Raw genomic sequence first — 17,149 nt, 5'->3', positions numbered from 1 at the left:
CAGCCACAGTTGACTGCCGTGGGGGCCAGCAAAGCGTGCCGATCCGCGCGCCCCGTGGCGCGCAGACCGGCAGACCGGGTCAGCTGCCCGACAGCGCCTTGAGCGACGGACGTTCGCGGCCATGCGGCGCCCAGAGGTCGAGGTCGGGGGTGATCGGCAGGATGCGGTAGGGATTGATCGTGTCGTGGCTGTAGTAATAGTGCCGGATGATGTGATCGAAATTCACCGTCGCGGCGACCCCGGGCCACTGATACAATTCCCGGACGTAGTCCCAGATATTCGGATAATCCACGATCCGCTTGAAGTTGCACTTGAAGTGCGTGTGATACACCTTGTCAAAGCGGATCAGCGTCGTGAACAGGCGCCAGTCGGCCTCGGTCACACGGTCCCCAGCCAGGTAGCGGTTTTCGCTCAGCATCGCCTCGACCCAGTCCAGGCTGTCGAACAGCGGGCGCACGGCGTCGTCATAGGCCTGTTGCGATGTGGCGAACCCGGCCTTGTAGACGCCGTTGTTGATGGTGTCATAGACGCGGGTGTTGATCTGCTCGATCTCGTCCCGCAGCGGTTCGGGCCAGTAGTCATCGCTGTTGCCGGTCAGCCCGTCGAAGGCCGAGTTGAACATGCGGATGATTTCCGAACTTTCGTTCGAGACGATGGTTTTGGTGCGGGTGTCCCACAGGACGGGCACCGTGACGCGCGTCGAGGCATCCGGCTGGGCCTTGGTATAGACCTCGCGCAGGTAGCGCAGGCCCATCAGGGTATCGCCGGTCGCACCGTCGAAATCGTCGCGGAATTCCCAGCCCTCGCCCAGCATTTCTGGGTGAACGACGGAGACGGTGATGTGATCCTCAAGCCCTTTCAGCGCGCGGAAGATCAGCGCCCGGTGGGCCCAGGGGCAGGCATAGGAGACATAGAGATGATAGCGCCCGCTTTCTGCCGCAAAGCCGCCCGTCCCGGAGGGTCCGGCGCTGCCATCTGGCGTGATCCAATTGCGAAACTGTGATTCAGAGCGGACGAATTTGCCGCCGTTTTCCTTGGTGTCGTACCATTTGTCCTGCCATTCGCCGTCAACCAGAAGTCCCATGTCGCGCTCCTCCGTCTTGATTTCCATTCGTGTGTGTTGACGAAGAGGTAAGGCGGAACCCGCAATGAACCAATCCCGACAGACGCGCAGCATTCGTGCAACTCCGCACATCGTCGTCGCGCGATCGGCCTGAGCGCGCGTATCGGGGCTTTGCCGGATTGCGTCATGGGGGGGCCTCGGCTATGCACGGGGGGAGACGAGCCCGACACGGGCCGGAAAGGAGTGCGCCGCATCGGCCGACCCAGTCAGGGGGCCAGTGACGTATCGTCTGAAAGCGCCGCCTGCGGTTTGACACCCGTGGCAGGGGCGCCCTTTCCTGCTGGCGTGCCGGGCAAGGCCCGATAGGAAAGGACACGTAGATCATGCTGATATTGCGCCCCTCTGCCCGACCCCTTGCCGCGGCAGCGGCCCTGGGAGCGGCCCTTGTCGCCCCGATGCCGGCTGCGGCCCACCCCGGACATCTTGCCGATGTCGCAGGTCATGGTCACTGGCTGGGGGCCGCGGCCCTGGGGGCGGCCATCGCCATCGGGCTGTGGAAGGCCTATGCGGACCGCAAGGACCGGGACGAGGACGCGGACGCTGAAACCGAAGCTGAAGAGCTTCAAGAGGCCTGATCAAGATGAAAACCGGTGTGATGATCTGCGGCCATGGCTCTCGCAGCCAGGCGGCTGTTGACGAATTCGCGGTGCTTGCGCAAAAGCTGCCCGCCCTGCTGCCATCTGACTGGATGGTCGATTACGGCTATCTGGAGTTTGCCAATCCGGTGATCCGCGACGGCCTGGACCGTCTGCGTCATGCGGGATGCGAGCGGATCCTGGCGGTGCCGGGCATGCTGTTCGCGGCGATGCACGCCAAGAACGACATTCCCACGGTTCTCAACACCTACGCGGCGAAACACGGGATCGAGATTTCCTATGGTCGCGAACTGGGGGTCGACCCCAAGATGATCGCCGCCGCCGGGGCGCGGGTGCGCGATGCCATGGCCACGGCGGATGCCGAACACGGGACGGTGCCCTACGAGGAGACCTGCCTTGTCGTCATCGGCCGCGGGGCGTCGGACCCGGACGCCAACGGCAACGTGTCCAAGATCGCGCGGATGCTGCAGGAGGGGCTGGGCTTTGGCTGGATGGAGGTCGGCTATTCCGGTGTGACCTTTCCGCTGGTCGAACCCTGCCTGACCCACGCCACGCGCCTGGGATACAAACGCATCCTGGTGTTCCCGTATTTCCTGTTCACCGGCATCCTGATCGACCGCATCTACGGCTTTACCGATCAGGTTGCGGCGCACCATCCCGACATCCAGTTCGTCAAGGCGGGGTATCTGAACGATCATGACGAGGTGCTGGCCACCTTTGCCGAACGGGTCACTGAACAGATCGGGGAAATCCCGCCGCCGAACTGCGCCACCTGCAAGTACCGCGTTCAGGTGCTGGGGTTCGAGGCCGAGGTCGGTGCAGTGCAGGAAAGCCACCATCACCATGTCGAAGGGCAGGGCGCGAATGCCCCTGGTTCGAATGTCGAGGATTGCCAGCTTTGCGCGACGTTCTGCACCGGCGAATGCCGTCTGGAGGCCGTGCATGACCACGATCACGGCCACGCGCATCATCATCACGATCATGTCCATGGTACCCATGACCATGCACACGGGCATGACCATGGCGATGAACATGGGCACAGTCACGGGCATAGTCATGGCCACGGGCACGCCCACGCGCATGATCATGACCACGACCACGCCCATCCGGTCTATCCCCATGCAAAGCACCCCAACGGCCCCGAAAGTGCGCGTAAGCACAAGGCCTGACGACGCTTTCCGATCCTGCCGCAAGGCCCCCTTTGTCGGAGCCTTGCCGAAGTCTTCGCAACACCCAAGGTCTGACCCATGCGCCCCTACCTCAAGGACCCTGCCGCCATCTACGCTGAAAGCTTTGCAACGGTCCGGCGCGAAGCCCGGCTCGATCGTTTTTCCGCCGACCTGCAACAGATGGCGGTGCGGTTGATCCACGCCTGCGGCATGGTCGAGATCGCGGACCGGCTTGCCTGTTCGCCGGGCGCGGTCGCGGCGGGGCGGGCCGCGTTGCAGGCGGGCGCGCCGATCCTGTGTGACTGCGAAATGGCCGGCGCCGGAGTGATCCGGCGATACCTGCCGCGCGACAACCAGGTGCGCGTCACGCTGAACGATGCCCGTACACCTGCGCTGGCCGCCGAGCTGGGCACAACGCGGTCGGCGGCGGCGGTCGAACTGTGGCGCGACCATCTGGCAGGCGCTGTCGTGGCCATCGGCAACGCGCCGACGGCCCTGTTTCATCTGCTGGAGATGTTGGAGGGGGGCGCCCCGAAACCCGCGGTGATCCTGGGATTTCCCGTCGGATTTGTCGGCGCGGCCGAAAGCAAGGCCGAGCTGGCGGCAAATCCGCGTGGATGTGATTTCGTTACCCTGCGGGGGCGCCGGGGCGGGTCTGCCATGGCGTCTGCGGCGGTCAATGCGCTGGCTGCCGGTTTGCCGGAGGATCAGGCATGAACGACCCCTGGCTGCACATCGTCGGCATTGGCGAGGACGGCATGGCGGGCCTGTTGCCTGCCACACGCGCCGTGGTCGAAGCGGCCGAGGTCATCATCGGGGGTGAGCGTCACCACGCCCTGTCCGACAGCATCAAGGCAGAGCGCCTGGCCTGGCCATCGCCGTTCGACGCGCTGATCGATCAGCTGCTGGCGCTGCGGGGCAGGCGTGTTGTCGTTCTGGCGACCGGCGACCCGCTTTGGTATTCCGTTGGCGCCCGGATCGGGCGGGCGGTGCCGGCCCCGGAGATCGTTTATCATCCGCAGCTTTCGGCATTTCAGCTGGCAAGCGCGCGGATGGGGTGGTCGATGGCCGATCTGGAAACGCTGACCGTACATGGCCGGCCGGTCGAGCAGATGATTGCCTTTATCCAGCCTGATGCGCGCCTGCTGATCCTGACGACCGGTGCGGACACGCCGGGCCGGATCGCGCGTTTCCTGTGCGAACGCGGTTTCGGGGCGTCGGCCATGACCGTGCTGGCCAACATGGGGGGCGCGGACGAGGCGCGCTTTGACGGTACCGCAGAGAGCTGGGATCACGTCGTGCCCGCCTTCAACACATTGGCGGTCGAGTGCATCGCGGCGCCCGGCGCGGCGCTGTTGCCGCGTGTGCCGGGGCTGCCGGACGATCTGTTTCAACATGACGGCACGATGACCAAGCGCGAGGTGCGCGCGGTAACGCTGGCCAAGCTGATGCCGATGCGCGGGGCGTTGCTGTGGGACATCGGCACGGGCTGCGGGTCGGTCGCGGTCGAGTGGATGCGCGCGGCACGGTATGCGCGCGCGATCGGAATCGAGCCGCGCGCCGACCGGCGGGTGCTGGCGGCGGCGAACGCGCTGGCGCTTGGCACGCCGCGGCTGGAGCTGGTGGACGGGGTGGTGCCTGCGGCACTGGACGGTCTGGCGCGCCCCGACGCGGTGTTCATCGGCGGCGGGTTGAGCGAGGCTGTGTTCGATGTGGCATGGGCGGCACTGAAGCCGCTGGGGCGATTGGTGGCCAATTGCGTGACGTTGGAGAGCGAGGCGGTGCTGGTTGCCCTGCACAAGCGCCACGGTGGAGAGTTGGTGAAAGTGTCGGTGAACCGCGCCGCGCCCGTCGGGACGCGCACGGGATGGCGGCCGCTGATGCCGGTGACGCAATGGTCGCTGGTCAAGCGATGACCGGGGTCGTGGCGGCAGGGAGCCCCTTTTTCGCAGGTATCGTCGGCCGGATGACGGGAGGCCGCGCGTGAGAACGGGAACGCTATACGGTGTCGGGCTGGGGCCGGGCGATCCGGAGCTGATCACTCTCAAGGCGGCGCGGCTGATCGCGGCGGCGGGGGTCGTGGCCTATCCGGCATTGGCCGGCGGGGCGAGCTTTGCCCGATCCATCGCGGCGGATCTGATCGGGCCCGCGGCGCAGGAGATCGTGATGGAGGTGCCGATGGCCCTGGAGCGGGCGCCTGCGCAGGCCGTTTATGACGCCGGTGCGGCGCGGATTGCCGGGCATTTGCAGCAGGGGCGCGACGTTGTCTGCCTCTGCGAGGGGGACCCGCTGTTCTATGGGTCGTTCATGTACCTGTTCGCGCGGCTGTCGGGGCGGTTTGCGCTGGAGGTCGTGCCTGGTGTGACATCGGTATCGGCCTGCGCCGCGCGCGCCGGGGTTGCGCTGGTGGCGCGCAACGACCGCTTTGCCGTTCTGCCGGGGCCCTTGCCCGAAGAGGAGCTGAGCGCGGGGATCGCACGCGCCGAGAGCGTCGCGATCATGAAGGTCGGGCGGCATCTGGGCAAGATAAGGCGGGTGATTGCGGCCCTGGGGCTGGAGCACCGGGCGGTCTATGTCGAGCGCGCAGGCCTGGCGGAAGAGGTGATCGTTCCGCTGGCAGAGGCGCCGGAGGTGGCGCCGTATTTTTCGATGATTCTGGTGACGAAGGGAACTGATCCGTGGCTGTAACTCCGGTGGTGATGTGCGTCTCGGGCGCGGGCGAGACCGTGGCGCGGCGGGTGGCAGAGGCGCTTGGCGTGCCGCTGCACGGGCGCGCGGGGCGTGTGCGGGGCGCGGACGCGGTCTTTGACAATGCGCTGGAATTTGCGCGCGCGATGTTTGCCGCCGGGCGGCCGGTCATCGGGGTCTGTGCAAGCGGCATCCTGATCCGGGCCGTGGCGCCAATGCTGGGGGACAAGCGCAACGAGCCGCCGGTGGTATCGGTGTCGGACGACGGAGCCGTGGTGGTGCCGCTGCTGGGCGGTCATCGCGGCGCAAACCGCCTGGCGCGCGAGATCGCCGGCGCGCTGGAGGCCGTGGCGGCGGTGACGACGGCGGGGGACGTGACGCTGGGGCTGGCCCTGGATGAGCCGCCTGCGGGATGGCGTCTTGGCACGCCGGAGTTGGCGCAGGATGCGATGGCGCGATTGCTGGGGGGCGAGGGTGCGCGGGTCGAGGGCGCGGCGGACTGGCTGGCGGGGTTGCCGGCGGGAGAGATGCGGATCGTGGCCGGGGTCGCGCCCGCCGAGGCCGGCGTGCTGACGTTTCATCCGCAGCGGTTTGCGCTTGGCGTCGGATGTTCGCGGGGCTGTCCACCGGAGGAGCTGGAGGCGCTGGTGTCGGGAATGCTGGCCGATGCCGGTGTTTCGCCGTACGCGCTGGCGGGGGTGTTCACGCTGGACGTCAAGGCGGACGAACCTGCGGTGCTGGCGCTGGCGGCCCGCTGGGATCTGCCGTTACGGGTCTTCTCGGCCGAGGAGCTGGAGGCGCAGGCGGGGCGGCTGGTAACGCCGTCTGAGGTGGTCTTTGCCGAGGTCGGCTGCCACGGCGTGTCGGAGGGCGCGGCGCTGGCGGGCGCGGGCGATGGCGCGTTGCGACGCCCCAAGCGCAAGAGTGCCATGGCGACCTGCGCGCTGGCCGAAACCGCAGAAGTCATCACGCAGCTGCGCGGGCGGCCACGCGGGCGGTTGTCCATTGTCGGCATCGGTCCGGGGCAGGCGAGCTGGCGCACACCGGAGGTGTCGCGGCTGGTGTCGGAGGCCGAGGAATTGGTGGGGTACGGGCTGTATCTCGATCTTCTGGGGTCGCTGGCCCTGGGCAAGCGGCGCAGTGATTTTCCGCTGGGCGGAGAGGAGGCGCGTTGCCGTCATGCCCTGGAGCGGGCGGGGCAGGGGCGCAACGTGGCCCTGGTGTGTTCCGGGGATGCGGGCATCTATGCCATGGGCGCGCTCGTCTTCGAGCTGATGGACCGGGGTGCGGCGGACAAGGGGGTGAGTGCGGCGGCGCGTCGGGTCGAAGTCATCTGTTCGCCCGGGGTGTCGGCGTTGCAGGGGGCGGCCGCACGGGCCGGTGCCCCCCTGGGGCATGACTTTTGCGCGATATCGCTGAGCGATCTGTTGACCCCGCGCGAGGATATCCTGCGCCGGCTGAAGGCGGCGGCGGAGGGAGATTTCGTGATCGCCTTTTATAATCCGGTGAGCCGGACACGGCGGACACTGCTGGCGGAGGCGCGGGAGATCCTGTTGCAGCATCGCCCGGCCGATACGCCGGTGATGTTGGCGAGCAATCTTGGCAGGGTGGATGAGCTGGTGCGGTACCGCAGGCTGGATGCCCTGAAGGTGGACGAGGTCGACATGCTGACGGTGGTGCTGGTCGGGTCCAGCAACTCGTCCCTGGCGATGCTGGGCGAGGGGCCAAGGATGTACACGCCGCGCGGTTACGCGCGCCGGATCGACGGGGACCTGTCGGAGACCGGGTAGGGGGCGCTGCCCCCGCCGCTGGCGCGGCCCCCCGGGGATATTTTGAAACAGGGAAACAGGCAGGGAGATCTGCCGGGACAGGACGGTATGAAGGTTTATTTCATCGGCGCAGGGCCGGGCGATCCGGAATTGCTGACGCTGAAGGCGCAGCGGCTGATCGCGGCCTGTCCGGTCTGTCTCTATGCCGGATCGCTGGTTCCTGCCGAGGTCGTGGCCGGGGCGCCGGCGGGCGCGCGGGTGCTGGATACGGCGCCGATGACCCTGGCGCAGACCCACGGCGAGATCCTGGCGGCGCGGGCGCGCGGCGAGGATGTGGCGCGGGTGCATTCCGGGGATCCGTCGCTGTACGGGGCGATTGCCGAGCAGGTGCGGCGGCTGCGCGCCGATGGGGTCGACTACGAGATCATCCCGGGGGTCCCGGCCTATGCCGCGGCGGCTGCCGCCCTGGGGCAGGAATTGACGGTGCCGGAGGTGGCGCAGAGCATCGTGCTGACACGGGTCAGCATGAAAAGCACCTCGATGCCGGAACACGAAACGCTGGAGACCTTTGCCCGCAGCCGGGCCACCCTGGCGATCCATCTGGGGGTGCGCAACCTGCGCGAGATCGAACGGCAGCTGAGCCCGTATTACGGGGCGGATTGTCCGGTGGTCGTGGCCTATCGTGTCGGCTGGCCGGACCAGATGTTCATCCGTGGCACGCTGGCGGATATTCATGCCAGGGTGCGCGCGCAGAAGATCACGCGCACCGCGCTGATCCTGGTGGGGCCGGTGCTGGGAGAGGTGCGCGATTTCCGTGACTCGGCCCTGTACGACGCGGCGATGCCACATGTCTTGCGTCCCCGGGTTCAGGGGGAGCGTGGCCAAGGCGAGGAAGATTAGGGGCGCGGGTGTTTTCACGCAAGTGTCGCGTTGATGAAACACGGCTGTCGTGCAGATATCGCAAATGCGAGGCTTAACTTGACGTAAATGTCTGGCGGTTCATCCTGTTGGGAGTGGACGATCCCGTGGGGGTGAGTCGCGCGCCTGCTGCGCTGTTCGCGCCGGGTGAATGTGGGGGACGACATGACGACCTATCTGCCAAAGGACATCACGGACGGTCTGGTTGCGGCGCGCAAGATGGCGTTGCGCAAGGCGTCGCGTCTGCGTGTCGAAGCCGATGGTAGCAGCCACAAGGTGCTGCGCCGTTGGGAGAACGGGTTTTCCGTCGATGCCGCCGATGCGCCGCACCTGCGCGGCCTGGTGGAACTGTTCGACGGTGCAACCTTTATCGCGTCCTGCCTGATCATCGCGTCCGCCGAGGAAGAGGGCGAGATGCAATATGAATTCAAGCGCTCGACCGCGGCGCGCGATCATGCGCCGCTGGATTTTCAGCAGGACGAGGATGCCCCTTTTGCCTTGTTGGGCAAGAGCTGAGGATTTCCGTCACGACTGGCTTGGCTTTGCGCCTAGGGCGGCGGCGCGCGCCGCGGTCTTTGGGCAAGGCTGGCCCATGGTATGGGGTGGCAGTGCGCCTGCGGGGTCACTGTGTCTCGTGAATTTTCACAAGGCTCTGAAATTGCTTGTCGTTATTGCTGCGGTTTCCGTTTTGGTGCGGCGCCAGATAGTTTGCTATTTGGCATAACAATATTTGACAAGATGTTTGGGCCGTTGCATCCTGCATCTGCGTGACGCCCCAGGACGGCGAAAGGCACGGTCTGTTCAGGGCAGACCTTCGGGGAGGAGCCGCACCGATATCGATTTCGGATCGCGGGCCCGAATGCCGACAAAGACCGACGGGGCAGATGTCGCATGTAGGGAGGAACCACATGACACTACTCAAGACCGCTCTCCGCGGGCTCGCCGCTAGCGCGATCCTGGCGGGCACGACCATCGCAGGCCATGCGCAGGACGTGACGCTGAAGATGCATTATTTCCTGCCCGAGCAAGCCATCGTGCCGAAAATGGCGCTGAAGGTCTGGTCGGACAAGGTCGAGGCCGACAGCGACGGCCGGATCAAGATCCAGCATTTCCCATCGATGCAGCTGGGGGGGACCCCGCCCGAACTGGCCGAACAGGTTGTCGATGGTGTCGCCGATATCATCTGGACCCTGCCGGGCTATACCCCGGGGCGTTTCCCGTCGACCGAGGTGTTCGAGCTGCCGTTCATCGCGACGGATCCCGAGGCGACATCGCAGGCATTCTATGAATACGCCGAGAAGAACATGCTGGATACCGAGCTGGCGGGCATGCATCTGCTGGCCGCCTGGGTGCATGGGCCGGGCGTGATCCATTCGAAGGAACCGATCACCAGCATCGAAGACCTGAATGGCGTCAAGCTGCGCGCGCCGACCCGCGTCACCAACGAATACTTCGGTGAGCTGGGCGCGACCCCGATCGGGATGCCGGTTCCGGCCGTGCCCGAAGCGCTGTCGAAAGGCGTCATCGACGCGACGGTTCTGCCGTGGGAGGTCACGACCTCTCTCAAGATTTCGGAGTTGGTGAACAACCACACGGAATTCCCCGATGCGACGCTGTATGTCGCGACGATGATCTTTGCGATGAACGAGGCCAAGTACGAGTCGCTGCCGGATGATCTTAAGAAGGTGATCGACGACAACTCTGGCCTGGCATTTTCGGCCTTTGCCGGCGACGTCATGGCGCAGGGTGACGAAATCGGTCGCAAGATCGCGATGGATCACGGCAACAACTTTGTCGAGCTGACCCCGGAGCAGATCGAGACGTGGAAAGCCGCCGGTGCCCCGGTCGAGGAAAACTGGATCGCCGAGATGGATGGCAAGGGCATGGATGGCGCCGCCATGGTGCAGGAAGCCCGCGATCTGATCGCCAAGTACACCAAGTAACAACCAGATCCTGCGCGATGGCATGCTCCGTTGCGCAGGGTCGGCGGTGCCGCAAGCGGTACGACGGTTTGCAGCCGGGGCGCGAAGCGCGCCGTGGCGAAGGGCTGGACGACATGCCTCTGAGGGGAGAGACAGGTGCGCATACACTCGGTTTTCATGGCGCTGGCGCGGATCATGGCCATCCTCGGGGGGCTGGTCCTGACGGTGCTGATCCTGCTGACGGTGGTGTCCGTCTTTGGCCGCACATTGAACGGCATCCTGCATTGGGAGTGGCTGGAAGCGATTGCGCCGGGCGGGACGAAGGCGCTGCTGGATTTGGGCGTCGGCCCCGTTCTAGGGGATTTCGAGCTGGTCGAGGCCGGGATCGCCTTTACCATCTTTGCCTTTCTGCCATTGACCCAGATCACGGCATCTCATGCCACGGTCGACGTTTTCACGGCGATCCTGCCGGTAACGGCGAACAGGGTTCTGATCGCCTTTTGGGAGGTGATCTTTGCCATCGCGATGGTGATCATCGCCTGGCGACTTTACGACGGGATGCTGGGCAAGATGCGCTATAACGAAACGACTTTCCTGTTGCAGTTTCCTGTCTGGTGGGCCTACGCGGCCTCGTTCGGTGCTGCTGTGGTGGCGGCGGTTGTCACGGTCTACACGGCGCTGGTGCGCCTGATCGAGCTGGTTCGCGATCGCGCCATCCTGCCGGACCACGGGGGGGCAGGACATTGACCGATTTCGAAGTTGGGCTGTATTCGTTCCCGGTTCTGCTGGTCCTTATCTTCTTGCGTATGCCGATTGGGCTGGCGATGTTCGCCGTCGGCTTTGTCGGGTTGGACATGGTGACCGGCGGGATGCTGGTGGCGCTGTCCAAGCTGAAGTCCGAGACCTATTCGACCTTTTCCAGCTATTCGCTGTCCATCGTGCCGATGTTCCTGTTGATGGGCCATTTCGCGACGCTGGGCGGGATGAGCCAGTCATTGTTCAGGGCCGCCGAGAGCTTTCTCGGGCATCGCAGGGGCGGGGTTGCCATGGCGGCCATCGGGGCCTGTGCGGGGTTTGGCGCGATTTGCGGGTCGTCCCTGGCGACGGCAGCCACGATGAGCCAGGTCGCCCTGCCGGAATTGCGCCGCTATGGCTATTCCGGCGGCTTTGCCACGGCCACGCTGGCCGCTGGCGGAACCCTGGGTATCCTGATCCCGCCGTCTGTCATCCTGGTGATCTATGCCATCCTGACCGAGCAGAACATTGCGAAGCTGTTCATGGCGGCCTTTGTGCCGGGCATTCTGGCGGCCGTCGGGTACATCATCACGATATCGATCTACGTGCGCCTGCACCCGGACAGCGCGGGCACACGAGAGCCGATGCCGATGGCCCAGCGGTTTCGGGCGCTTGTCGACGTGTGGCCTGTCATGCTGGTCTTTCTTGCCGTCGTCGGCGGCATCTACCTGGGCTTTTTCACCCCGACCGAAGGCGCGGCAGTCGGTGCGTTCGGCACCGGGTTGATTGCATGGGTCAACGGCGGACTGCGCGGCAAAGCCTGGGCGCAGAGCTTTTACGCGACGGCGAAATCCACCGCGATGATCTTTTTCATCGTGCTGGGTGCGGGGTTCTACAACGGGTTCCTGGCGCAAACGCGGGTGCCGCAGGAGCTGTCGGAATGGGTGGTCAACCAGGGCTTCGGCGCCTGGACCGTGCTGGTCATCATCCTGTTGCTGTACCTTGTGATGGGCTGCCTGATGGATTCGCTGTCGATGATCCTGCTGACGGTGCCGATCTTTTTCCCGATCATTTCGGTCCTGGATTTCGGCCTGACACCCGAAGAGCTGGCAATCTGGTTCGGCATCATCATCCTGATCGTGGTCGAAGTGGGACTGATCACGCCGCCGGTGGGGATGAACCTGTTCGTGATCAATTCGATGGACCGCGACACGCCGATCGCCAAGACCTATTCGGCCGTGATGTACTTTGTCGCCTCCGATATCGTGCGGGTCGCCCTGCTGGTGATCTTTCCGGGGATCACGCTGTTTCTGCTGCGAATTTTTAACTGAGGTGAGGACGGGGTGCGGCCGGGGCAATCTGTGCCTGGCCTGGTTATGCATTATAGCTATTCGTCTGAATGACTACTGAACGGGAGGAGGACACTATGGAAATCAAGGGGATCGGCGCCATCGTCACGGGCGCTGGAAGCGGGCTGGGGGCAGCGACGGCGCGCCATCTGGCCGGCCTGGGCGCAAAGGTCGGCGTCTTCGATTTCAATGAAGCCGGGGCGCGGAGTGTCGCGGAGGAAATCGGCGGCCTGGCCTGTCCGGTGAACGTGTCGGACGAGGCGCAGGTCGCGAGCGCCTTCGAGGATTTCATCGCCTGGAACGGGGCCGCGCCGCGCGTGCTGGTGAATTGCGCCGGGATCGGTACGGCGGGGCGCGTGGTGAACCGCGAGGGCAAGCTGTCCATCGATGCGTTCCGTCGCACGCTGGATGTGAACCTGATCGGCAGCTACATCACCCTGTCCTACGCCGCCCGCGCCATGGCCGAGCTGGAGCCTGTCGGGCCGGACAACGAACGCGGCGTGATCATCAACACCGCCTCGGTCGCCTATCAGGACGGCCAGATCGGGCAGGCGGCCTATGCGGCCTCAAAGGGCGGCATCGCCTCGCTGACGCTGCCTGTCGCACGGGAACTGGCGCGTTCCGGCATCCGGGTGATGGGGATCGCGCCGGGCATGTTCCAGACGGCCATGGTCGACGGATTGCCCGAGGAAACGCAGCGCAGCATCGCCGCGACGATTCCCTTTCCGCCTCGGTTCGGCAGCCCGTCGGATTACGCCTCGCTGGCGGAACAGATCATTCGAAACACGATGCTGAACGGCACCGTCATCCGCCTGGACGGCGCGGTGCGGTTGCCGCCGAAATAAGGAAGACCTGTCATGAGTGATGTCCTGTCCGTTGACCTTCAGGGCCCGATTGCGGTGCTGACGATGACCCGCCCAGACAAGCGCAACGCGATGAACGATACGCTGCTGGCGGCGCTGGATGCGTTCTTTTCCGCCCCGCCCGAAGGCGCCAAGGTTGTCGTGCTGGTCGGTACGGCGGGGCATTACTGTTCGGGTCTGGACCTGTCCGAACATGTGGCGCGGAACGCGGAAGGCACGTTGAAACATTCGCGCGGCTGGCATGGGGTGATGGACAAGATCCAGTTTTCCGGGCTGCCCGTGGTCTCGGCCATGTTCGGCGCGGTGATCGGGGGCGGGCTGGAGCTGGCGACCTCGACCCATGTGCGCATTGCAGAACCTTCGGTGATCTTTCAGCTGCCCGAGGGCCGGCGGGGGATCTTTGTCGGGGGCGGGGCAACGGTGCGTGTGGGCCGCATTCTGGGCGCCGACCGAATGACGGAAATGATGCTGACCGGCCGCAAGTACGGGGCCGAAGAGGGTCTGCGTCTGGGCCTGTGCCATTATGCCGTGGGCGAGGGCGAGGCGCTGGACCTTGCGATGGAACTGGCGGGCAAGATCGCGAAAAATGCCAGCCTTTCCAACTATATCATGATCAACGCCATTTCGCGTATCAACGACATGGCGCGTGGCGACGGGTTCTTTACCGAGAGCCTTTCGGCCGCGATTGCCCAGACCAGCGAGGACGCAAAGGAAGGCCTGCGTGCTTTTCTTGAGAAACGCGCACCGGAGTTCCGCTGATGCCGTTGGGCGCGTCGAAAGAGCCGGATCAGATTGCGACCCCGACGCGCGGGGATCAGCGGCTGCGTGGCTTTGTCGGCTATAGCCTCAAGCGCGCCTACCACCTGATCCAGTCCGACGCGATGCGGGTGCTGGAACCGCTGGGCCTGCGCATTTCGACCTATTCGGCGCTGGCGGTGATCTGCGACAACGCGGACCTGCGTCAGAGCCAGCTTGCCGAGATCCTGAGTATCGAGCGGTCGAACACGGTTGTGATCATCGATGCGCTGGAAAAGGCTGGCCTGATCGCGCGACACAGGGTGCCGACGGACCGGCGTTCCTATGCGCTGCGGGCGACGCCGGAGGGGCGGCGCATGAACGAAGAGGCGACGCGTGTGCTGGCGGCGCACGAAGACAGGATCCTGACACCCCTGAGCGACGACGAACGCCGGACAATGATCGCCCTGCTGCGGCGGATTGATGGTTCGGCCCCGTCGCGCCGCACGGGGTCTGAGGACGATCCGGAGGGAGGAAACCGGAATGAGAGATCTGACTAGATTTGCACCGCATTCGGTGGAGCTGGAGACGCGCGCGGATGGTGCCATCCTGATGCGGTCCAACACCCGGCTGTCGCCCTATGCCGAGACGACGGGCGCGTGGCTGGATCATTGGGCCGAGACCGCGCCGGATAGGGTTTTTATCGCGGAACGCCAAGGGGATGGTTGGCGCGAGGTGACCTATGCGCAGGCCCGCGATCAGGTGCGCGGGCTGGCAGGCTGGCTGTTGGCGCAGGGATTTCAGCGCGGTCAGATCGTCGCCTGCCTGTCGGCCAATGGCGTCGATCACGGGCTGCTGGTGCTGGCGGCGCAGTACATCGGCCTCGCCTCGACATCGGTGGCAGAGCAATACAGCCTGATCCCCGGCGCGCATGAGCGGCTGGCGCATGTCGTGGAAACCGCCAGGCCCGCGCTGATTTATGTAGATGACGCGGCACGTTACGGTGCCGCCCTGGACCTTGAGGTGGTGCAGGGCATTCCGGTGCTTGCCAGCGATGCCGGGGGGCGCGATGTGTCCGTGTTCGCCGAGGCGGCGGCGCATGGGACCGAGGGCGTCGATGCAGCGCATGATGCCGTGGGGCCGGAGACGCTGGCCAAGGTGTTGTTCACCTCCGGCTCGACCTCTCAGCCCAAGGCGGTGATGACGACGCATCGGATGATGTGCGTGAACCAGGCGCAACTGGCGGCGGCCTTTCCGTTGCTGACGCAGAAGGTGCACACGATTGTCGATTGGCTGCCGTGGAACCATGTCTTTGGCGGGTCGCATAATTTCAACATGATGCTGGCGCATGGCGGCGCGATCTACATCGACGACGGCAAGCCGACGGATACACTGTTTGCGCGCACCATCGAGAACCTGAAGCTGAAGACCGGCACGCTGAGTTTCAACGTGCCGGTGGGCTATGCCAAGCTGAATGAGGCGTTGAAGGCGGATAAGGCCTTGAGAGAGCAGTTCTTTTCCGGTCTCGACCTGATGTTTTATGCCGGTGCGTCCTTGCCGCAGGAAGTCTGGCAGGGGTTGGAGGACATGGGCGTCGAGGTGAATGGCGAGCCGCCCTATTTCATCTCGTCCTGGGGCATGACCGAAACCTCGCCCTGCACGGTGCTGGTGCATGAACGTGTGCGCCGTTCAGGCATCATCGGGGTGCCGGTGCCGGAGGTCGAGGTGAAGCTGATCCGGGAAGAAGAGAACCGCTATGAGTTGCGCGTCAAGGGACCGAACATCATGCCGGGTTACCTGGATGCCCCTGAAAAGACCGCGGAAAGTTTCGATGCCGAAGGGTATCTGATCACCGGGGACGCGGTGCGGTTTGTCGATCGGGACGATCCCGATCGCGGGTTGGCGTTCGATGGGCGGATCTCGGAAGACTTCAAGCTGACCTCGGGGACGTGGGTGCGGGTCGCGGCGATCCGTGCGGGCGTCATGACCGCGTTGGACGGTCTGGTCGGGGATGTCGTGATCACCGGCCATGACCGGAATGAATTGGGTGCCTTGCTGGTGCCGGCGGTGCTTGTGAATGGCGGCGAAGGTGAGGTGGTGCGTGATCCCGACATGTTGGCGCAAATTCGTGAACGTTTGGCTAACCTCGCGGCCACATCCACCGGCAGTTCGACCCGCGTGGGTCGGGCGCTGGTCATGGCCGAGCCACCCAGCCTGACCCAGGCCGAGATGACGGCCAAGGGAAACATCAATATTCGCAAGCTGTTGACCCGGCGTGCGGATCTGGTCGAGCGGCTGTATGCCGGGGCCGATCCGGCGGTGATCGAGGTCTGAAAGGAAGACAAATGGTTGATATCAACAAGGTTCGCGCGATCGATATTCACACCCACGCCGAGGAGCCTTGCGGCTGTCATTCGGACGACGGATATGACGATCTGCAAAGCACGATGGCGAAGTATTTCCGTGCGCCGTGGAACCACCCTCCGACAGTGCCGGAAACGGCAAAACACTATAGGGAACAGAACATTGCGGCCGTGATCTTTCCCGTCGATGCCGAGCGTGAGACGGGGTATCGGCGCTACAGGAACGAGGAAGTGGCGGAGCTGGCGGCAGAGAATGACGACGTGCTGATCCCGTTTGCCTCGATCGACCCGCACAAGGGCAAGATGGGGGTGCGCGAGGCGAAGCGGCTGATGCGCGATTTCGGTATCAAGGGGTTCAAGTTTCACCCGACGATGCAGGGATTTTATGCCAACGACAGAATGGCTTATGGCCTATACGAGGCAATCGCGGAGGAGGGGGGCATTGCCCTGTTCCACACCGGGCAGACCGGGGTCGGGTCGGGTATGCCGGGCGGCAACGGGATGCGGCTGAAATATTCCAACCCGATGTACATGGATGATGTGGCGGTGGATTTTCCGGAGATGAAGATCATCCTGGCCCACCCCAGCTTTCCCTGGCAGGAAGAGGCGCTGGCCGTGGCGCAGCACAAGCCGAATGTCTATATCGACCTCAGCGGCTGGTCGCCCAAGTACTTTCCTGAAATCCTTGTGAAATATTGCAATTCGATCCTGAAGAAGAAGGTGCTGTTCGGGTCGGACTGGCCGATGATCACGCCGGAACGCTGGTTGTCGGATTTCGAGAAGATCGCCATCAAGGACGAGCTGCGCGAGGATATCATCAAGGGCAATGCGGCGCGGTTGCTGGGGCTGAGCTGAGGTGGAAATACGTTGCCCCGGTGCGGTTCTGCACCGGGGGGCGGTGGGCGGCACCGACGTACCT

At 64.7% G+C, this 17,149-nt stretch carries 17 protein-coding genes; 16 read left to right on the top strand and 1 reads right to left on the bottom strand.

Going from position 1 to position 17,149, the window contains the following annotated elements; translation table 11 throughout:
- Window positions 1–79 precede the first annotated feature (79 nt).
- Window positions 80–1,084 (bottom strand): glutathione S-transferase family protein, encoded by a 1,005-nt coding sequence (locus DL237_RS11905; protein WP_119399338.1) that lies wholly within the window; start codon window positions 1,082–1,084, stop codon window positions 80–82.
- Between the two features lie 362 nt (window positions 1,085–1,446).
- Here DL237_RS11905 and DL237_RS11900 point away from each other — a divergent pair, with 362 nt between their 5' ends.
- From DL237_RS11900 to DL237_RS11825, 16 genes are all read left to right on the top strand, one after another.
- Entirely contained in the window at window positions 1,447–1,698 is a 252-nt protein-coding gene (locus tag DL237_RS11900; protein WP_233544971.1) for a DUF6732 family protein, read from the top strand.
- 5 nt (window positions 1,699–1,703) lie between these two features.
- On the top strand, window positions 1,704–2,888 hold the full coding sequence (locus DL237_RS11895; protein ID WP_119399280.1) for a sirohydrochlorin chelatase: 1,185 nt from the start codon (window positions 1,704–1,706) through the stop codon (window positions 2,886–2,888).
- Between the two features lie 78 nt (window positions 2,889–2,966).
- On the top strand, window positions 2,967–3,605 hold the full coding sequence (locus DL237_RS11890; RefSeq protein WP_119399279.1) for a precorrin-8X methylmutase: 639 nt from the start codon (window positions 2,967–2,969) through the stop codon (window positions 3,603–3,605).
- Complete coding sequence (gene cbiE, locus DL237_RS11885; protein WP_119399278.1) at window positions 3,602–4,804, top strand: precorrin-6y C5,15-methyltransferase (decarboxylating) subunit CbiE; 1,203 nt, start codon at window positions 3,602–3,604, stop codon at window positions 4,802–4,804. The genes DL237_RS11890 and cbiE overlap by 4 nt, the downstream gene beginning before the upstream one ends.
- A 67-nt stretch (window positions 4,805–4,871) precedes the next feature.
- Window positions 4,872–5,576: a precorrin-2 C(20)-methyltransferase gene (gene cobI / locus DL237_RS11880; RefSeq protein WP_119399277.1), complete on the top strand. Its 705-nt coding sequence runs from the start codon at window positions 4,872–4,874 to the stop codon at window positions 5,574–5,576.
- Window positions 5,567–7,366: a precorrin-3B C(17)-methyltransferase gene (cobJ, locus tag DL237_RS11875; RefSeq protein WP_119399276.1), complete on the top strand. Its 1,800-nt coding sequence runs from the start codon at window positions 5,567–5,569 to the stop codon at window positions 7,364–7,366. The genes cobI and cobJ overlap by 10 nt, the downstream gene beginning before the upstream one ends.
- Before the next feature lie 87 nt (window positions 7,367–7,453).
- On the top strand, window positions 7,454–8,245 hold the full coding sequence (gene cobM, locus DL237_RS11870; protein ID WP_119399275.1) for a precorrin-4 C(11)-methyltransferase: 792 nt from the start codon (window positions 7,454–7,456) through the stop codon (window positions 8,243–8,245).
- A 183-nt stretch (window positions 8,246–8,428) separates the two neighbouring features.
- Entirely contained in the window at window positions 8,429–8,779 is a 351-nt protein-coding gene (locus tag DL237_RS11865) for a hypothetical protein (RefSeq protein ID WP_119399274.1), read from the top strand.
- A gap of 392 nt (window positions 8,780–9,171) precedes the next feature.
- Entirely contained in the window at window positions 9,172–10,206 is a 1,035-nt protein-coding gene (locus tag DL237_RS11860; RefSeq protein ID WP_119399273.1) for a TRAP transporter substrate-binding protein, read from the top strand.
- A gap of 135 nt (window positions 10,207–10,341) precedes the next feature.
- Entirely contained in the window at window positions 10,342–10,932 is a 591-nt protein-coding gene (locus tag DL237_RS11855; protein ID WP_321186036.1) for a TRAP transporter small permease, read from the top strand.
- Complete coding sequence (locus tag DL237_RS11850) at window positions 10,929–12,251, top strand: TRAP transporter large permease (protein WP_119399271.1); 1,323 nt, start codon at window positions 10,929–10,931, stop codon at window positions 12,249–12,251. The genes DL237_RS11855 and DL237_RS11850 overlap by 4 nt, the downstream gene beginning before the upstream one ends.
- Before the next feature lie 95 nt (window positions 12,252–12,346).
- Complete coding sequence (locus DL237_RS11845) at window positions 12,347–13,114, top strand: SDR family NAD(P)-dependent oxidoreductase (protein ID WP_119399270.1); 768 nt, start codon at window positions 12,347–12,349, stop codon at window positions 13,112–13,114.
- A 12-nt stretch (window positions 13,115–13,126) separates the two neighbouring features.
- Entirely contained in the window at window positions 13,127–13,891 is a 765-nt protein-coding gene (locus DL237_RS11840) for a crotonase/enoyl-CoA hydratase family protein (RefSeq protein WP_119399269.1), read from the top strand.
- Window positions 13,891–14,427: a MarR family winged helix-turn-helix transcriptional regulator gene (locus DL237_RS11835; protein WP_119399268.1), complete on the top strand. Its 537-nt coding sequence runs from the start codon at window positions 13,891–13,893 to the stop codon at window positions 14,425–14,427. The genes DL237_RS11840 and DL237_RS11835 overlap by 1 nt, the downstream gene beginning before the upstream one ends.
- Window positions 14,411–16,201, top strand: a complete 1,791-nt coding sequence (locus tag DL237_RS11830) for a feruloyl-CoA synthase (RefSeq protein WP_119399267.1) — start codon at window positions 14,411–14,413, stop codon at window positions 16,199–16,201. Before DL237_RS11835 ends, DL237_RS11830 begins: the two co-directional genes overlap by 17 nt.
- An 11-nt stretch (window positions 16,202–16,212) precedes the next feature.
- Window positions 16,213–17,085 (top strand): amidohydrolase family protein, encoded by an 873-nt coding sequence (locus DL237_RS11825; RefSeq protein ID WP_119399266.1) that lies wholly within the window; start codon window positions 16,213–16,215, stop codon window positions 17,083–17,085.
- Window positions 17,086–17,149 lie beyond the last annotated feature (64 nt).

This window comes from Pseudooceanicola sediminis, from assembly GCF_003575965.1.
In the GTDB taxonomy this organism is placed as follows: domain Bacteria; phylum Pseudomonadota; class Alphaproteobacteria; order Rhodobacterales; family Rhodobacteraceae; genus Pseudooceanicola; species Pseudooceanicola sediminis.
The sequence above is the reverse complement of the archived record's forward strand: the minus strand, read 5'-3'. Positions and strand labels throughout refer to the sequence as shown.

Excerpts from the sequence above, each read along its gene's own strand:
- DL237_RS11865 (WP_119399274.1), top strand. The coding sequence starts at position 8,429 with ATGACGACCTATCTGCCAAAGGACATCACGGACGGTCTGGTTGCGGCG.
- cbiE (WP_119399278.1), top strand. The coding sequence starts at position 3,602 with ATGAACGACCCCTGGCTGCACATCGTCGGCATTGGCGAGGACGGCATG.
- DL237_RS11845 (WP_119399270.1), top strand. The coding sequence starts at position 12,347 with ATGGAAATCAAGGGGATCGGCGCCATCGTCACGGGCGCTGGAAGCGGG.
- DL237_RS11890 (WP_119399279.1), top strand. The coding sequence starts at position 2,967 with ATGCGCCCCTACCTCAAGGACCCTGCCGCCATCTACGCTGAAAGCTTT.
- DL237_RS11825 (WP_119399266.1), top strand. The coding sequence starts at position 16,213 with ATGGTTGATATCAACAAGGTTCGCGCGATCGATATTCACACCCACGCC.
- DL237_RS11905 (WP_119399338.1), bottom strand. The coding sequence starts at position 1,084 with ATGGGACTTCTGGTTGACGGCGAATGGCAGGACAAATGGTACGACACC.
- DL237_RS11835 (WP_119399268.1), top strand. The coding sequence starts at position 13,891 with ATGCCGTTGGGCGCGTCGAAAGAGCCGGATCAGATTGCGACCCCGACG.
- DL237_RS11840 (WP_119399269.1), top strand. The coding sequence starts at position 13,127 with ATGAGTGATGTCCTGTCCGTTGACCTTCAGGGCCCGATTGCGGTGCTG.
- DL237_RS11860 (WP_119399273.1), top strand. The coding sequence starts at position 9,172 with ATGACACTACTCAAGACCGCTCTCCGCGGGCTCGCCGCTAGCGCGATC.
- DL237_RS11830 (WP_119399267.1), top strand. The coding sequence starts at position 14,411 with ATGAGAGATCTGACTAGATTTGCACCGCATTCGGTGGAGCTGGAGACG.
- DL237_RS11900 (WP_233544971.1), top strand. The coding sequence starts at position 1,447 with ATGCTGATATTGCGCCCCTCTGCCCGACCCCTTGCCGCGGCAGCGGCC.
- DL237_RS11895 (WP_119399280.1), top strand. The coding sequence starts at position 1,704 with ATGAAAACCGGTGTGATGATCTGCGGCCATGGCTCTCGCAGCCAGGCG.
- cobM (WP_119399275.1), top strand. The coding sequence starts at position 7,454 with ATGAAGGTTTATTTCATCGGCGCAGGGCCGGGCGATCCGGAATTGCTG.